The following is a 14593-nucleotide window of genomic DNA, read 5'->3' as shown; positions in this document are numbered from 1 at the left end:
TTACCTTTAGACGCTTGCCGCATAAGCAAGCAAATAGATGGCAAAACGCCGGGTAAACATGTTTAAATCCGCGTATTTCCCAGACAGATCAAGCCCTTCGCCGCTTTATATGATGTCGCAAATTTGCTTATACAGATTTTGAATAAGCTAATAAAAAACCTCAGGGTAGCCCCTGATGTTTTTGCTTGCTACCAGCATCAACACCAAATTATTTGGTCTTGACTTCTTTGGTACTGGCCTTGGAGGCAGCAGATGCTGCCGAAGCCACTGACGCAGCAGATGCTGCTGAGGCTTTGGAAGCTGCCGATGCAGCCGAGGCTGCAGAAGCAGTGGATGCAGCAGATGCCGCAGAAGCTGCCGGGGCGGCTTTTTCAGCTTTGGCTGCAGCTTTATCCGCTTTAGCAGATGCAGCACTGGCCGCTGGTTTTGCAGCTGCACCAGGTTTAGCCTGGCCATTAACAGTCAAACCCGCTTCAGACAATTTGCTGGAGCTTTTCTCGCCTATGCCTTTGACGCGGCTTTCAAAATCTGCCCAATCCTTGAAGGCGCCATTCTTGGTACGCTCTTCTATGATGGCCTTGGATTTGGCCGGGCCTATACCTTTGATACCATCCAGTGCAGCCTGATCGCCTTTATTGACATCGACATCAGCAAATGCAAAACCAGTAGCAGCCAGCAAAGCCATCAGGCCAAATATAATTTTCTTCAACATGCGAACACTCCCTCAATAATTGAACATTTTTTAAAGCGAATTTTAAAACGGATTTTTAACCGACATAGCCTGGTTTTATCGCTGGCTATGCAACTATCAACGGAACTGGATTCATTCCGTTGACAAGTATTCCACAATTTAATGTCAATATGACTAATCACCCAACCTGTCTATCAAAAAGTCGATAAAACAGCGTAACTTGGGTGGCATCTGACGACGGCTGGCATAGACCGCATACAAATTACCGGTAAAACCCGGCTCATTACCGGCCACCAGTTGCAAACGGCCAGAAGCAAGATCTTCACTCACCAGCCATTCGGGTAAAAATGCAGCACCCATACCTGCCAGTACGCAGTGATAACTCAGCGTCGTGTCACCGCACTTCATGATGGCATCCAGCTTTAGTGGCGCGCCCCCTGTTTGCACTGGCATATGAAATCTTTCCAATTGCACGTAATTGGGTAATATCATCGCCATGTTGATGGGTTCGTCTTTTTTGCCAGCCCCCAGTTTTTTCACAAACGCTGGTGTGGCAACCAGATGAAAATCGACTTTGCACAAACGCCTGGCAATCAGGGCTGGTGATGGTTCGTCTGTCGCCCTCAGGGCCAGATCAAAGCCATCTGCCACCAGATCGACCATATGATTATCGAGGTGCAGATCCAGCCTGACTTCAGGATAATTTTCACGAAAGTCTGCCAGCACCCTGGCAAACCCAGGGTTGGCACACCAGACCGGGGCACTGATCTTTAATTCACCGCGTGGTGGCCCACTTTCTTGCGCGACCGAGGCAACGGCAGCATCAAGTATGTCCAGCGCCTGCCTGCCCTGTGCAAAGAAATCCTTGCCCGCCTCCGTCAGGCTCATGCTGCGGCTGCTGCGGTTGAGCAATCTGGCGCCCAGCTTGCGCTCCAGCCTGGCAATATGCTTGCTGACCATGGGTGCTGCCATACCCAGCCTGTCAGCCGCAGCAGTAAAGCTGCCGGATTCGACAATCTCGCGAAACACCCTGATGCCACTGATATCAAGTTCGTCCATATCCCGTCCCTCATGGCTCAATAGATTATTGTTGCACTTTTTGGAAACAATGCAATTACTTTACCACCATCGATTTCCTCATCAGGAAACATTATGATGAATTACATTGGGCTTCATGAAACTTAATTGAAAAAATGGAGCCTGGCACCAAATGATCTGCGGAGGATACTCATATGAAATTACCTACCTACTTTATCTCGCACGGCGGCGGTCCCTGGCCGTATATGGAAGACATGCGCAAAACCATGCATGTGCTGGAAGAGTCATTGGTGGATATGCCACGGCAATTACCGCACAAGCCCAAAGCCATCCTGATGATCTCGGCACACTGGGAAGAAAGCACATTCAAGGTCATGACAAATCCCTGGCCAGGCATGCTGTATGACTATGGCGGCTTTCCTGAGCACACCTATAAAGTGCATTACTCTGCACCGGGTTCGCCTGAGCTGGCAGAGCGGGTAATGGGCTTGATCAAAGATGCAGGCTTGCCCGCCCAGGCCGATGCTCAGCGTGGTTTTGATCACGGCGCATTTGCGCCACTGGCCGTGATGTACCCTGAGGCTGATATGCCAGTCGTGCAATTATCACTGCGCATAGGGCTGGATCCGGCAGAACACCTTGCGCTGGGACGGGCGCTTGCGCCTTTGCGCGATGAAGGCGTGCTCATCATAGGCAGCGGACTCAGCTACCATAACCTGCGGCGCTTTGGCCCGCTGGCGAAAGAACCCTCATCGAGTTTTGATGACTGGTTGCAGGACAGCCTGATCGCCAGCAGCACGACAGAAAGAGTCGCGCGCCTGATCCATTGGGAAGATGCACCGGCAGCACGGGTGGCCCATCCAAGGGAAGAGCATTTACTGCCACTGATGGTGGCCGTGGGTGCCGCAGAAGATGAAGTTGCCAGTTGTGTTTATCATGAAGAAAACATCTTTGGCGGTGTGGTGGCATCGAGTTTTCGCTTTGGGGCGATTGCCTGATTCACACAATAAGAATGCTGGCTTGAATACTTCAAGCCAGCACAGGTAACAATTTAATGTGCGGCCTCGGGAAATAGCTCTTCCCGCGTCACAGTAGCGGTACCCAATTTTCCGACAACGATACCGCCAGCGCGGTTGGCAATCACCACGGCTTCTTGCATGGACTTACCCTGTGCCAGCATGACAGCCATGGTGGCGATGACGGTGTCACCAGCGCCAGAGACATCAAATACTTCACGCGCCATGGCTGGCACATGTGTCACTCCATCAGCCGTGAACAAGGTCATGCCCTCTTCTGAACGGGTCAGCAGCAAGGCATCAATTTGCAAATCTGCGCGCAGTTGCTGAGCCCTGGATGTCAGCGCTTCTTCATTCGGCCAATCACCAATGATTTGCTTTAACTCAGACTTGTTCGGTGTCAGCAAACTGGCGCCGGCATAGCGTTTGAAGTCACTACCCTTGGGGTCCACCAGCACGGTCTTGCCTGCGGCCTTGGCCGCAGCGATCATGGCACTGACGTTCACCAGGCTGCCCTTGGCATAATCTGACAAAACGACCACGTCATAGCCAGTCAGCAAAGAATTGAAGCGATTGAGTTTGTCACGCAAGACATGCTCGGTCGGACGTTCTTCAAAATCGATGCGTAACAATTGCTGCTGCCTGCCGATGACGCGCAACTTGATGATGGTGGAAATTTGCTGGTCACGGCTGAGGTAAGCTTCTATGCCTGAAGTTTTCAGCAGACGCTCCATGCTATTGCCTGCATCATCGTCACCGATGACACCCATCAAGGCAGCCTGCACACCCAGGGCGACGGCATTGCGGGCCACATTGGCGGCACCACCAAGTCGCTCTTCACTTTTTTCCACACGTACGATAGGCACGGGGGCTTCGGGTGAAATACGGTTAACTTCGCCAAACCAGTATCTGTCGAGCATGACATCACCAGCGACCAGGATACGCTTCATCTTTGCATTCATGTTCTGCATTATTTGTTCGTCATTTACTTGTCAATACGGAGCGGCCTATGCCGTGGTATTCAATGCCGAGTTCGGTCATGACCGTGGGCTCAAACAGGTTGCGGCCATCAAACACCACAGGCTGTTTCAGTCGAGCCTTGACTTCATCAAAATCGGGGCTGCGGAAGGCCTTCCACTCGGTGACAATCGCCAATGCATCAGCATCCACCAGAGCATCCATGGGGTTGGCGGCATAGCGTATGGCCCCCAGCAATTCAGGTGCATCATAGAAATCCAATTCAAATACGCGTTTGGCTTCTTGCATGGAAACTGGGTCATACACCGCCACCGTCGCACCTGCACGCAGTAATTCACCCAGCAAGACGCGTGAAGACGCTGCGCGCATATCATCGGTATTCGGCTTGAATGCCAAACCCCAGATGGCGAAATGACGGCCACTGAGGTTTTCACCAAAGCGCTGCTGTATCTTGTTACCGAGTACCTGCTTTTGACGCGCATTGACGGCTTCGACTGCCTGCAGGATCAACAGATTCAAACCATAGTCTTGCGCAGTACGTTCCAGCGCCTGCACGTCTTTAGGGAAGCAGGACCCGCCGTAGCCGCAACCAGCATACAAAAAGCTGTGGCCTATGCGCGGGTCAGAACCTATGCCGTGACGCACCGCCTCAATATCGGCACCAACATGGTCAGCCAGATTGGCCAGTTCGTTCATGAAAGAGATACGGGTCGCCAACATGGCGTTCGCCGCATACTTGGTGAACTCTGCCGAGCGTACATCCATCCAGTAAGTACGTTCATGATTGCGGTTGAAAGGCGCATACAGCTTCTTCATCTGGCTGCGGGCTTTTTCACCTTGCGGTGTCTGGTCGCAACCGATAACGATGCGGTCGGGGCGCATGAAGTCTTCTACTGCCGCGCCTTCTTTCAAAAACTCTGGATTGGAAACAACCGAGAATTCCACTGCAGCGGAGCGCGTTGCAAGCTCGGCAGAGATGGCAGCACTGACGCGGTCAGCCGTACCGACAGGCACGGTAGATTTATCAACGACGACCTTGAAGTTCGTCATGTACTTGCCAATATTTTTTGCCGCAGCCACGACATATTGCAGGTCAGCAGAACCATCTTCATCCGGCGGTGTGCCAACAGCGATGAACTGTACGTCACCATGCTTGACGCTGGCTTCGACATCGGTAGAAAACTGTATACGGCCTGCAGCGCGATTACGTGCAACGATTTCTTCCAGGCCCGGTTCATGGATAGGGATGCCGCCATTGTTGAGGATATCAATTTTGCGCTGGTCAACATCCAGGCAAAACACATCATTACCCAATTCAGCCAGGCAGGCACCTGTGACCAGACCGACATAACCTGTACCAATAATTGTGATTTTCATTTTTTGATCACCAAATTTAATAAGAAGACGCACCATCGAACCTGACACTGCTTGCCATATCCGGGCTAGCCTGGGGGGATATATCCCGTTCAAAGCTGGATGAATGCGGATCTAGTTCATAACGTTCAGTTCTTCTGTCCTTCTTGGAGGATAAGTTTCCCATTTACTGCAGCCAGGGCAATGCCAGTAAAACTGCCTGGCCTTGAAACCACAATTGGAACACTGATAACGCGCCAGTTTTTGTGCATAGCCGTGTACCAGGTTCTTGATGATGGCCAGCTCCGGCCTGACTTCAGGTGGCACCACCATGATGCGGCCATCCAGCAATTTATCCAGACCCAGCAAGGTCGGGGTGCGGCGCAATTCTTCACTGACCAGGCTATTGACGGCATCCACACCCTCCAGTTCCAGCGTGGCTTTGAAGGCAACTTCCAGCAGATCTATCGACGGTGCTTCGGCGAGGTAATTCTTTACCAGATTCAAGCCTTCTTGCGCCTTGTCGAGCTTGCGGTAACCATCCATGAGACGCTGGGCTACCAATGCCACATGCGGCACACTTTGCTGCTCTACCCTGCGCCAGGTTGCCAGGGCTATCTCGGTGTCGCCATTGGCCATATACATGTCACCCATGAGGATGATGGCACGTACATTATTGCGGTCTGCTGCCAGTGCTTTTTCCAGATTGGCCAGGGCAGCGTCAGTATTGGTATGCACCAGTTCATCCTGGGCTATTTCACAATAGAATTGGGCAATTTCTTTTTGGCGCCCACCGGCACCGCATTCCTGCAGGGCATTGGCAGCTTCTATAGCGCGCGCCCATTCTTTTTCACGCTGGTAAATTTCCAGCAAGGCGCGCCTGGCCTGGGCTTCAAAGGGGCTGTTGACGAGCAGGTTATAGGTTTCTTCGGCCCGGTCGAGCAGACCAGCCTTCAGGTAATCCTGGCCCAGTTCATACATGGCCTGGGTCTTTTGCTCGGTTGGCAGGTCTGGCCTGGCCAGCAGGTTTTGATGGACGCGGATGGCGCGCTCAGTCTCACCACGGCGGCGGAACAGGTTACCGAGGGCGAAATGCAGGTCTACCGCTTCAGGATCGAGCCTGACGATGTCGATAAAAGCATCAATGGCCTTGTCTGGCTGGTCATTGAGCAGGAAGTTCAAACCCTTGAAATAGCCGCGCGGCAGGCTGCGGGATTCGGAGATTAACTGACGTATATCGATACGCGCAGCACTCCATCCCAGGGTAAAGAATAAGGGTATGCCTAGCAGCCACCAAATTTCAAATTCCATGTGTATTTCTTCTTATTGTTGAGAACAATGTGATGCCAATGTGAGAGCGAACTTCAAGCTTACTCTGTGGATCTTCTTATGCCAGTGCTCATATGCTGCAACAAGTGCCTGAAAGTGCCAGCGCAGGTGTCAGATATTGCGAATGCTATCAGGCTGGGGCGCTTGTGTGCTGGCCCTTTGCGCGGCTTCACGTTCTTTTTCAATTTCTGCCAGGGTCTTTTTATGCTTGTGCAGATCGCGTCTGTGGCGGAATACCATAGGCACCATGGCCAGTGCGCCCAGCGTAGCACCGCCGGCAAAAAAAGCCAGCAGCATGATGACCAGTGGCGCAGATTGTTGATAGCCAAAGAAATATTGCAGCGTGACAATCTGGTCGTTTTTCAAGGCAAAGCCAAAGAACAGGACAAACAGCACGATGGCGAAAAATCTTGAAATATATTTCATGTATGCATCCTTGAGGATAAGCAGGGAAATCGTCAATTAAGCAATTAATCCCGAAAAGAGCATTGTACTGAAAAAAAACGGCATATCGGAAAACCGATATGCCGTTTTTATTTTTACATCGCTGTCGAAGCCCGATCTTTAACCAGTCAACCTGACTTAGTCATCGTGTATCGGTTGCCCCACCATGGCATCAACACGTTCGCGCAATTCCTTACCTGGTTTGAAGTGCGGCACCCGTTTTTCAGGGACCATCACCTTGTCACCGGACTTAGGATTGCGACCTATCCGTGGTGGACGACTGTTCAGTGCAAAGCTGCCAAAACCGCGGATTTCTATGCGTTGCCCTGTTGCCAGGGCATCCGACATTGCATCCAGTATGGTTTTAACAGCAATATCCACATCTTTAGCTACCAGTTGCGGATATCGCTCTGCCAGACGAGCTATCAGCTCCGACTTAGTCATAGTGAAAACCTTATGACCTAAGCTTAGTTTTTATTGTCGAGCTTGGCTTTCAACAAAGCGCCCAGGCTGGTTGTGCCGGATGCTGCGTTGGAATCAGTAGTGGACATTTTTTGCATAGCTTCTTGTGTTTCAACGCTATCTTTAGCTTTGATAGACAATTGGATACCACGAGCTTTGCGGTCAATGTTCAATACCAGGGCTTCAACTGTGTCGCCGACTTTCAGGTGTGTACCAGCATCTTCCACGCGGTCGCGGGAGATTTCGGATGCACGCAGGTAGCCTTCAACGTCGTCTGCCAACTGGATTACTGCGCCTTTGGCTTCAACGGATTTAACTGTACCAGTAACAACTGCACCTTTGTCGTTCATTGCGCAGTAGTTATTGAATGGGTCGCCTTCCAGTTGCTTAACGCCCAGGGAAACGCGCTCACGCTCAACGTCGATTGCCAGAACGATGGCTTCCAGTTCGTCACCTTTCTTGAAGCGACGTACTGCTTCTTCGCCTGTTTCATTCCAGGACAGATCAGACAAATGTACCAGACCGTCGATGTTGCCGGACAAACCGATAAATACGCCAAAATCAGTGATGGACTTGATCGCGCCGCGAACTTTGTCACCTTTCTTGTGGTTGATCGCGAAATCATCCCAAGGATTGGCTTTGCACTGTTTCATGCCCAGGCTGATACGACGACGTTCTTCGTCGATTTCCAGAACCATGACTTCAACTTCGTCGCCCAATTGAACAACTTTGTTTGGAGCAACGTTTTTGTTCGTCCAGTCCATTTCGGAAACGTGAACCAGGCCTTCGATACCTTGCTCGACTTCAACGAACGCGCCGTAGTCGGTCAGGTTCGTTACTTTACCGAACAGACGTGTGTTCGCTGGGTAACGACGGGACAAACCTGTCCATGGGTCGTCGCCCAATTGTTTTACGCCCAGGGAAACACGGTTTTTCTCTTGGTCGAATTTCAATACTTTTGCAGTGATTTCCTGACCAACTGTCAACACCTCGGAAGGGTGACGTACACGACGCCATGCCAGGTCGGTGATGTGCAACAAGCCATCGATGCCCCCCAGATCAACGAACGCACCGTAGTCAGTTATGTTTTTAACAACACCAGTAACCACTGTGCCTTCTTTCAGGGTTTCCATCAGTTTTTGACGCTCTTCGCCCATGGACGCTTCAACAACAGCGCGGCGGGACAGCACAACGTTGTTACGTTTGCGGTCGAGCTTGATAACCTTGAATTCCATGGTTTTGCCTTCGTAAGGAGTTGTATCCTTAACTGGGCGTGTATCAACCAAAGAACCTGGCAAGAAAGCGCGGATGCCGTTCGTCAGAACAGTCAAGCCACCTTTGACTTTGCCATTTACTGTACCAGTAACGATCTCGCCAGACTCCAGCGCTTTTTCCAGCGCGAGCCAGGAGGCCAGACGTTTAGCTTTGTCACGGGACAAAATTGTGTCGCCGAAACCGTTTTCCAGCGAATCAATCGCTACGGAAACGAAATCGCCGATATTAACTTCCAGGTCGCCCTGGTCGTTTTTGAATTCTTCAACAGGGATAAAGGCTTCAGACTTCAAGCCAGCGTTAACGATCACGAAGTTGTGGTCGATACGGACGACTTCAGCAGAAATCACTTCACCGGAACGCATATCCTGACGTGACAGGGATTCTTCGAACAAAGCTGCGAAGCTATCTGCACCGGTTGCGAAATCTTGGGACATGAAAACAGTAGACATAGTATTTACAAGTTAGCCGGAACGGTGCAAAAGGCACTATTTACCGGGTTAGGTTGAACATCCCTTTATTGACCTTGCGTCAATAAAGGCTCTTGAAACGACACCTGCAAACTTCACCAGATACTTAAATACTTACTTATATAGTGTTGTTTGTCTGTGTTTGCGCATACCAGACCAGTACTTTATTGACTGCTTCTTCAGCAGTTAATTCAGATGTATCCAGGATGATCGCATCTGGCGCGGGCTTGAGCGGCGCTGTGCTGCGGGCACTATCTCTCGCATCACGTTCCATCAAATCTTTTACCAAGTTTTCCATATTAGCAGAAATTCCCTTTTCAATCAATTGCTTATATCGACGGCTTGCGCGCGCCTCAGCACTTGCTGTTAAGAAAACTTTTAAGCTGGCATCTGGGAAGATCACCGTCCCCATATCGCGCCCGTCAGCCACCAGGCCGGGCGTATAGCGAAAAGCCACCTGCAAATCAACCAGCGCCTGGCGTACTGCTGGCAAAACAGCAATGCGTGAAGCAGCCACACCGACTTCTTCTGCCCTTACGGCGTCGGTGACATCAGCATCTTCCAGAAAAACATGGCCGTGAACAAAACGGCAAGGCAGGGTTCTTGCCATACTGGCAATGGTAGTTTCATCATCCAGAGCGATGCCATGGCGGGTAGCCATCAAGGCAGTCAGGCGGTACAGGGCACCAGAATCCAGGTAATGAAAACCCAGATGCTTGGCCACCCTGTGTGCCACCGTGCCCTTACCGGATGCGGTAGGGCCGTCTATCGTGATAACAGGACTACGTGTAGTCATAGAAACAATAAAAACCTTTAAAACAAATCTTTGTGATTAATTTTGGCAAAGACTTCAAAATAATCAGGGAAAGTCTTGGCCACGCATTTTGGATCATTGATGCGCATAGTAGCACCTCTGCGGGCCCGGCCATCAAGGCTGGCCAAAGAGAAGCACATGGCCATGCGGTGATCGTCATAGGTATCTATGGTCGCTGGCAGGATATGCTCCGGTGGGGTCACCGTCATATAGTCTGCCCCCTCTTCCACTATTGCCCCCAGTTTGCGCAATTCTGTTGCCATGGCAGACAGGCGGTCAGTTTCTTTCACGCGCCAGCTGGCGATATTGCGCAGCGTCGTGGTGCCATTTGCATATAGCGCCGCTACCGCAATTGTCATGGCAGCATCGGGGATATGGTTGAAGTCCATGTCTATGGCTTGCAAGACACCATTCGACGTGGCTTCTATCCAGTTATCGCCACGGGTAATGCTTGCGCCCATTTTTTCCAGCGCTTCGGCAAAACGAACATCGCCTTGTATGCTGGACTTGCCCACACCTTCAACCCGGATAGGCCCACCAGCAATGGCACCTGCTGCCAGGAAATAAGATGCAGAAGAAGCATCGCCTTCGACGTGGATGACGCCAGGCGACACATAATGCTGACCTTTTGTGACGGTGAATGCCTGCCAGCCATCACGCTCTACCGTCACGCCAAACTTTTGCATGAGATTCAGGGTGATTTCTATGTAAGGCTTGGAGATCAGCTCGCCTACCACTTCTATCGTCACATCATGTTCACGTGCCATCAAAGGTGCGGCCATCAGCAAGGCAGTCAGAAACTGACTGGAAACATTACCCTTCACTTGCAAACGCTGGGCACGGATATGGCCACGGCGTATATGCAAGGGCGGGTAACCGGGGTTGCCGGTATATTCTATCTGCGCGCCAGCCTCATTCAGTGCATCAACCAGATCACCGATAGGACGTTCATGCATGCGGTGCACGCCGTGGATGGTGTAGTCACCACCCAGCACGGCCAATGCGCCGACCAGCGGGCGTATCGCTGTACCGGCATTGCCCATGAACAAATCAGCCTGGTGTTTGGGGAAATGACCTTTTACACCTTCTACCGTGTAATTCTGGCTATCGCCATCCTGTTCCCAGTACACGCCCAGTTGCGTCAGGGCGTTCAGCATGACCAGGGTGTCATCAGATGCCAGCAAATCCATGATCTGGGTCTTGCCTTCTGCCAGTGCCGCCAGCAAAAGGGTGCGATTGGAAATACTTTTGGAACCCGGCAATTTGACCGTGCCCTGCACCTGCATGACAGGTTGCAGATCAAGGTAATGCGGATAATGTTTGCTTGCTTGTGTCATGGTCTTATTCAATGTTGAGTTTGTCGATGTGGAGAAGAGCTATGAGCTCTGTCAATCCCCACCTTCACGCTGCTGTTTCTCGGCTGCCTCAATCGCGCTGATCCAGTTATGGCGCGCGCGCTGGGCATTGGCGTAAATACCTTCTATGCCCTCACTGTCGGCATCCACCAGATGCTGGCGCAAGACGGACAGGCGGGCAGTATACGAATCCAGTTCCTGCAACATCGCAGCGCGGTTCGCCAGGCTGATGTCACGCCACATTTCTGGTGATGAACCGGCAATGCGGGTAAAGTCGCGAAAACCGCTGGCGGCATACTGGAACAAGGTATCCGCATGCGGCTTGCGGGCGATATCATCGACCAGGGCATAAGCCAGCAAATGCGGCAAATGGCTGACTGCGGCAAATACGCCGTCATGGGCTGCTGGCTCCAGATGATGGATGATGGCACCGCATTGCTGCCATGCCCATGCCACTCTCGCCACATCCACATCGCTATTTTCTGGCAGGCGGGTGATGACGGCTTTTTTGCCTGCATACAAATCCACCAGTGCTGCCTCAGGGCCATTCAATTCACGACCGGCGATCGGATGCGCGGGTACAAATTGCGCGATCTTTTCGCCCAGGCTGGCGCGCGCTGAAGCAACCACATCAGCCTTGGTACTGCCAGCATCGGTCACTATCGTGCCCGGCTGCAGGTGAGGATAAATCGCTGTCAATATCGCGCCGGTCTGTGCCACTGGCGCAGCTATTAGCACCAGGTCACAGCTGCGCAATGCCTGTTCGGCACTCAGGGCGATTTCATCAATGATGCCCAGTTGCTGCGCTTTTTCCAGCGAAGCCTGGCTGCGCCCTACCCCGACTATCTGTTCAACTGCCCCTGCCTTTTTCAAAGCCAGGGCAAATGAGCCACCAATCAAACCTACGCCAAAAATCGCTATGCGTTGAAAAGCTTTTTGCATCAGGCGCTCACACTGTACAAGGGTAAGAACCCAGCACCTTGAAGAAGGCTGCCTTATCATTCAATTCGGACATGGCAGCCTCTACCTTGGCATCCATGACATGCCCCTCTACGTCGACATAGAAATAATATTCCCAATTGCCGGTACGTGCAGGGCGTGACTCAAAGCGCGTCATCGAGACACCGTGTTTTTCCAATGGGGCCAGCAGATTATAAACAGCGCCTGCCTTGTTCGGCGTCGCCAGCACGATGGAAGTCTGGTCTTTGCCACTGGGCGTAGTACGCAGGCGGCCAATGACAGCAAAACGGGTACGGTTATGTGGATCATCCTGGATATGTGCAGAGACTATGCCCAGGTTGTACTGGTGACCGGCAATTTCACTGGCTATCGCTGCCACGGTATAGTCACCACTTGCCATACGCGCTGCCTCAGCATTCGATGCCACCGCATGTCTTTCCACATGCGGGAAATGCTGGTTCAGCCAGGCCTGGCATTGTGCCAAAGCTTGTGAGTGGGCGCAAATGCGGCTGACGCCTTCCATATTGCCAGACTTGCTCATCAGGCTATGCTGTACAGGTATCGCCAGCTCACCACTGATGGCCAGGCTGGTTTGCAAGAGCAAATCAAGAGTACGGTTGATCGCACCTTCAGATGAATTTTCGATAGGCACGACACCAAAGTCCGCCGTACCAGCTTCCGTCGCACGAAAAACTTCATCGATAGACACGCAAGGCAGAGGCTGGATGGCATGACCAAACTGCTTGTAGACAGCCTGCTCGCTGAAAGTGCCGACAGGCCCCAGGAAAGCCACGACCACGCGGCGCTCCAGCGCACGGCAGGCTGACATGATTTCGCGGAAAATCAATTGTATGTCGTCGCTCAGCAAAGGGCCGGGATTGCGTTCGGCCACACCACGCAAGACTTGGGCTTCGCGCTCAGGGCGAAACACTGGCGCATTGGTTTCTGCTTTGACATGACCAACTTCTTCCGCCACGCGGGCGCGCTGGTTCAGCAAATCCAGGATTTGTGCATCAATGGCATCGATCTTGATGCGCAGGGGGAGTAATTTATTGTCGCTCATAATGACCTAAAAACCGTGTTTGATAGGGTGTGGGCAGGCAGCAATACTGTAGCGCATGACTGCAATGCCGGATATGCTTTTTTCGCCAGGCTTTTGACCTGGTTCATCAGCGCCACGGTTTCCAGGTGATGGTGAGTACCATGCTCAGAAAGGGCTGATGATGAAAATAATGTTAGCGGCACCTGTCTATAGTGTAAACAAAACAGACGCCATGTGCTTAAGCCCCTGGCTTAAGTAATTAAGTATGTTTGCGGGCAAACTCTTGCATAAAACTGACCAGGGCCTGCACGCCTTCTATAGGCATGGCGTTATAAATCGAGGCACGCATGCCGCCCACCGATTTATGGCCTTTTAATTGCAACAGGCCACTCGCCTTCGCTTCTGCCAGAAATGCCGCATTCAGGCTTTCATCTTTCAGGTAGAAAGGCACATTCATACGCGAACGGCTGCCTTTTTCTACCCGGTTTTCATAAAAATCTGTGGAATCGAGGTAGTCATACAGCAAGCTGGATTTGGCAATATTCCTTTGCTCCATCGCTGCCACACCGCCCTGCTGCTTGAGCCACTGAAAAACCAGGCCCGCGATATAAATCGCATAGGTTGGCGGGGTGTTGTACATGGAATCATTGTCGGCAACGATTTTCCAGTCAAAAGCTGACGGGCAGATGGGCAAGGCATGACCGAGCAAATCTTCCCGCACGATGACGATGGTCAAACCTGCCGGGCCGATATTCTTTTGCGCACCACCAAAGATGACGCCATATTTGGAGACATCAATCACGCGTGACAGAATGTGCGAAGACATGTCGGCAACGATGGGTGCATCACCAGTTTCTGCCGCTACATCCGGGGCAAACTGATACTCAACACCATCGATGGTTTCATTGGTACACAGGTGCACATAAGCGGCACCTTGCGTCAATTTCCAGCTATCGCGTGGCGGCACAGTGGTGTAGCCGCTGGCTTCACCAGACGCTGCGATATTGACGTTACCGTATTTTTTTGCTTCCTTGATGGACTTGCCCGTCCAGGAACCAGTATGCACAAAGTCTGCCGTCGCAGGCTGCGGCTTGCGTCCCATCAGATTCATGGGGACGATGGCGTTTTCGCCCAGGCCACCGCCTTGCAGGAACAGGATTTTATAATTATCAGGCACCGCCAGCAGCTCGCGCAAATCACTTTGCGCAGCAGCGAGGATGGACATGAATTCTGGCCCGCGGTGGCTCATTTCCATGACGGACATGCCACTGCCATGCCAGTCCAGCATTTCGGCAGCGGCTTGCTGCAATACCTCTTTCGGCAATACTGCCGGGCCTGCAGAGAAATTGTAGATCGTCGTCATGATGTT

Annotated in this window: 14 protein-coding genes; 1 reads left to right on the top strand and 13 read right to left on the bottom strand. The window is 51.9% G+C overall.

What is annotated here, in order from left to right; all coding sequences use genetic code 11:
• Nucleotides 1-208: 208 nt before the first annotated feature.
• Nucleotides 209-712 carry a ComEA family DNA-binding protein gene (locus AC3WQT_RS21565; protein WP_492706954.1) on the bottom strand — a complete coding sequence of 168 codons (504 nt, stop codon included), beginning with the start codon at nt 710-712 and terminating at the stop codon, nt 209-211.
• A 153-nt stretch (nt 713-865) separates the two neighbouring features.
• Complete coding sequence (locus AC3WQT_RS21560; RefSeq protein ID WP_492706953.1) at nt 866-1750, bottom strand: LysR family transcriptional regulator; 885 nt, start codon at nt 1748-1750, stop codon at nt 866-868.
• Nucleotides 1751-1923: 173 nt separating this feature from the next.
• Here AC3WQT_RS21560 and AC3WQT_RS21555 point away from each other — a divergent pair, with 173 nt between their 5' ends.
• The gene (locus AC3WQT_RS21555; RefSeq protein WP_492706951.1) at nt 1924-2727 is read left to right on the top strand and encodes a DODA-type extradiol aromatic ring-opening family dioxygenase; all 804 of its coding nucleotides are present in this window, start codon (nt 1924-1926) and stop codon (nt 2725-2727) included.
• A 53-nt stretch (nt 2728-2780) separates the two neighbouring features.
• Here AC3WQT_RS21555 and rfaE1 read toward each other — a convergent pair whose 3' ends face one another.
• From rfaE1 to serC, 11 genes are all read right to left on the bottom strand, one after another.
• Nucleotides 2781-3707, bottom strand: a complete 927-nt coding sequence (gene rfaE1 / locus AC3WQT_RS21550; RefSeq protein WP_492706949.1) for a D-glycero-beta-D-manno-heptose-7-phosphate kinase — start codon at nt 3705-3707, stop codon at nt 2781-2783.
• A gap of 19 nt (nt 3708-3726) precedes the next feature.
• Nucleotides 3727-5100, bottom strand: coding sequence for a UDP-glucose dehydrogenase family protein (locus AC3WQT_RS21545; protein WP_492706948.1), 1374 nt, complete (start codon nt 5098-5100; stop codon nt 3727-3729).
• A 111-nt stretch (nt 5101-5211) separates the two neighbouring features.
• On the bottom strand, nt 5212-6387 hold the full coding sequence (lapB, locus tag AC3WQT_RS21540) for a lipopolysaccharide assembly protein LapB (RefSeq protein ID WP_492706946.1): 1176 nt from the start codon (nt 6385-6387) through the stop codon (nt 5212-5214).
• Between the two features lie 129 nt (nt 6388-6516).
• Nucleotides 6517-6831, bottom strand: coding sequence for a LapA family protein (locus tag AC3WQT_RS21535; RefSeq protein ID WP_162042230.1), 315 nt, complete (start codon nt 6829-6831; stop codon nt 6517-6519).
• Nucleotides 6832-6987: 156 nt separating this feature from the next.
• The gene (locus AC3WQT_RS21530; protein WP_110256992.1) at nt 6988-7293 is read right to left on the bottom strand and encodes an integration host factor subunit beta; all 306 of its coding nucleotides are present in this window, start codon (nt 7291-7293) and stop codon (nt 6988-6990) included.
• 23 nt (nt 7294-7316) lie between these two features.
• Nucleotides 7317-9020, bottom strand: a complete 1704-nt coding sequence (rpsA, locus tag AC3WQT_RS21525; protein ID WP_110257122.1) for a 30S ribosomal protein S1 — start codon at nt 9018-9020, stop codon at nt 7317-7319.
• 151 nt (nt 9021-9171) lie between these two features.
• Nucleotides 9172-9849 carry a (d)CMP kinase gene (gene cmk, locus AC3WQT_RS21520; RefSeq protein ID WP_162059727.1) on the bottom strand — a complete coding sequence of 226 codons (678 nt, stop codon included), beginning with the start codon at nt 9847-9849 and terminating at the stop codon, nt 9172-9174.
• 17 nt (nt 9850-9866) lie between these two features.
• Entirely contained in the window at nt 9867-11204 is a 1338-nt protein-coding gene (gene aroA, locus AC3WQT_RS21515; protein WP_492706943.1) for a 3-phosphoshikimate 1-carboxyvinyltransferase, read from the bottom strand.
• A gap of 51 nt (nt 11205-11255) precedes the next feature.
• On the bottom strand, nt 11256-12164 hold the full coding sequence (locus tag AC3WQT_RS21510) for a prephenate dehydrogenase (RefSeq protein ID WP_492706941.1): 909 nt from the start codon (nt 12162-12164) through the stop codon (nt 11256-11258).
• A 7-nt stretch (nt 12165-12171) separates the two neighbouring features.
• Nucleotides 12172-13245 (bottom strand): prephenate dehydratase, encoded by a 1074-nt coding sequence (pheA, locus tag AC3WQT_RS21505; RefSeq protein ID WP_492706939.1) that lies wholly within the window; start codon nt 13243-13245, stop codon nt 12172-12174.
• A gap of 238 nt (nt 13246-13483) precedes the next feature.
• A complete protein-coding gene (gene serC, locus AC3WQT_RS21500) occupies nt 13484-14587 on the bottom strand; it encodes a 3-phosphoserine/phosphohydroxythreonine transaminase (RefSeq protein ID WP_492706937.1) in 1104 nt (367 codons plus the stop codon).
• Nucleotides 14588-14593 lie beyond the last annotated feature (6 nt).

The organism is Undibacterium sp. FW305-107, assembly GCF_058788535.1.
The sequence above is the reverse complement of the archived record's forward strand: the minus strand, read 5'-3'. Positions and strand labels throughout refer to the sequence as shown.

Coding starts and splice junctions, on each gene's coding strand:
- aroA (WP_492706943.1), bottom strand. CDS start 11,204: ATGACACAAGCAAGCAAACATTATCCGCATTACCTTGATCTGCAACCT.
- cmk (WP_162059727.1), bottom strand. CDS start 9,849: ATGACTACACGTAGTCCTGTTATCACGATAGACGGCCCTACCGCATCC.
- AC3WQT_RS21565 (WP_492706954.1), bottom strand. CDS start 712: ATGTTGAAGAAAATTATATTTGGCCTGATGGCTTTGCTGGCTGCTACT.
- AC3WQT_RS21535 (WP_162042230.1), bottom strand. CDS start 6,831: ATGAAATATATTTCAAGATTTTTCGCCATCGTGCTGTTTGTCCTGTTC.
- pheA (WP_492706939.1), bottom strand. CDS start 13,245: ATGAGCGACAATAAATTACTCCCCCTGCGCATCAAGATCGATGCCATT.
- serC (WP_492706937.1), bottom strand. CDS start 14,587: ATGACGACGATCTACAATTTCTCTGCAGGCCCGGCAGTATTGCCGAAA.
- AC3WQT_RS21510 (WP_492706941.1), bottom strand. CDS start 12,164: ATGCAAAAAGCTTTTCAACGCATAGCGATTTTTGGCGTAGGTTTGATT.
- AC3WQT_RS21545 (WP_492706948.1), bottom strand. CDS start 5,100: ATGAAAATCACAATTATTGGTACAGGTTATGTCGGTCTGGTCACAGGT.
- AC3WQT_RS21560 (WP_492706953.1), bottom strand. CDS start 1,750: ATGGACGAACTTGATATCAGTGGCATCAGGGTGTTTCGCGAGATTGTC.
- rpsA (WP_110257122.1), bottom strand. CDS start 9,020: ATGTCCCAAGATTTCGCAACCGGTGCAGATAGCTTCGCAGCTTTGTTC.
- lapB (WP_492706946.1), bottom strand. CDS start 6,387: ATGGAATTTGAAATTTGGTGGCTGCTAGGCATACCCTTATTCTTTACC.
- AC3WQT_RS21530 (WP_110256992.1), bottom strand. CDS start 7,293: ATGACTAAGTCGGAGCTGATAGCTCGTCTGGCAGAGCGATATCCGCAA.
- rfaE1 (WP_492706949.1), bottom strand. CDS start 3,707: ATGAATGCAAAGATGAAGCGTATCCTGGTCGCTGGTGATGTCATGCTC.
- AC3WQT_RS21555 (WP_492706951.1), top strand. CDS start 1,924: ATGAAATTACCTACCTACTTTATCTCGCACGGCGGCGGTCCCTGGCCG.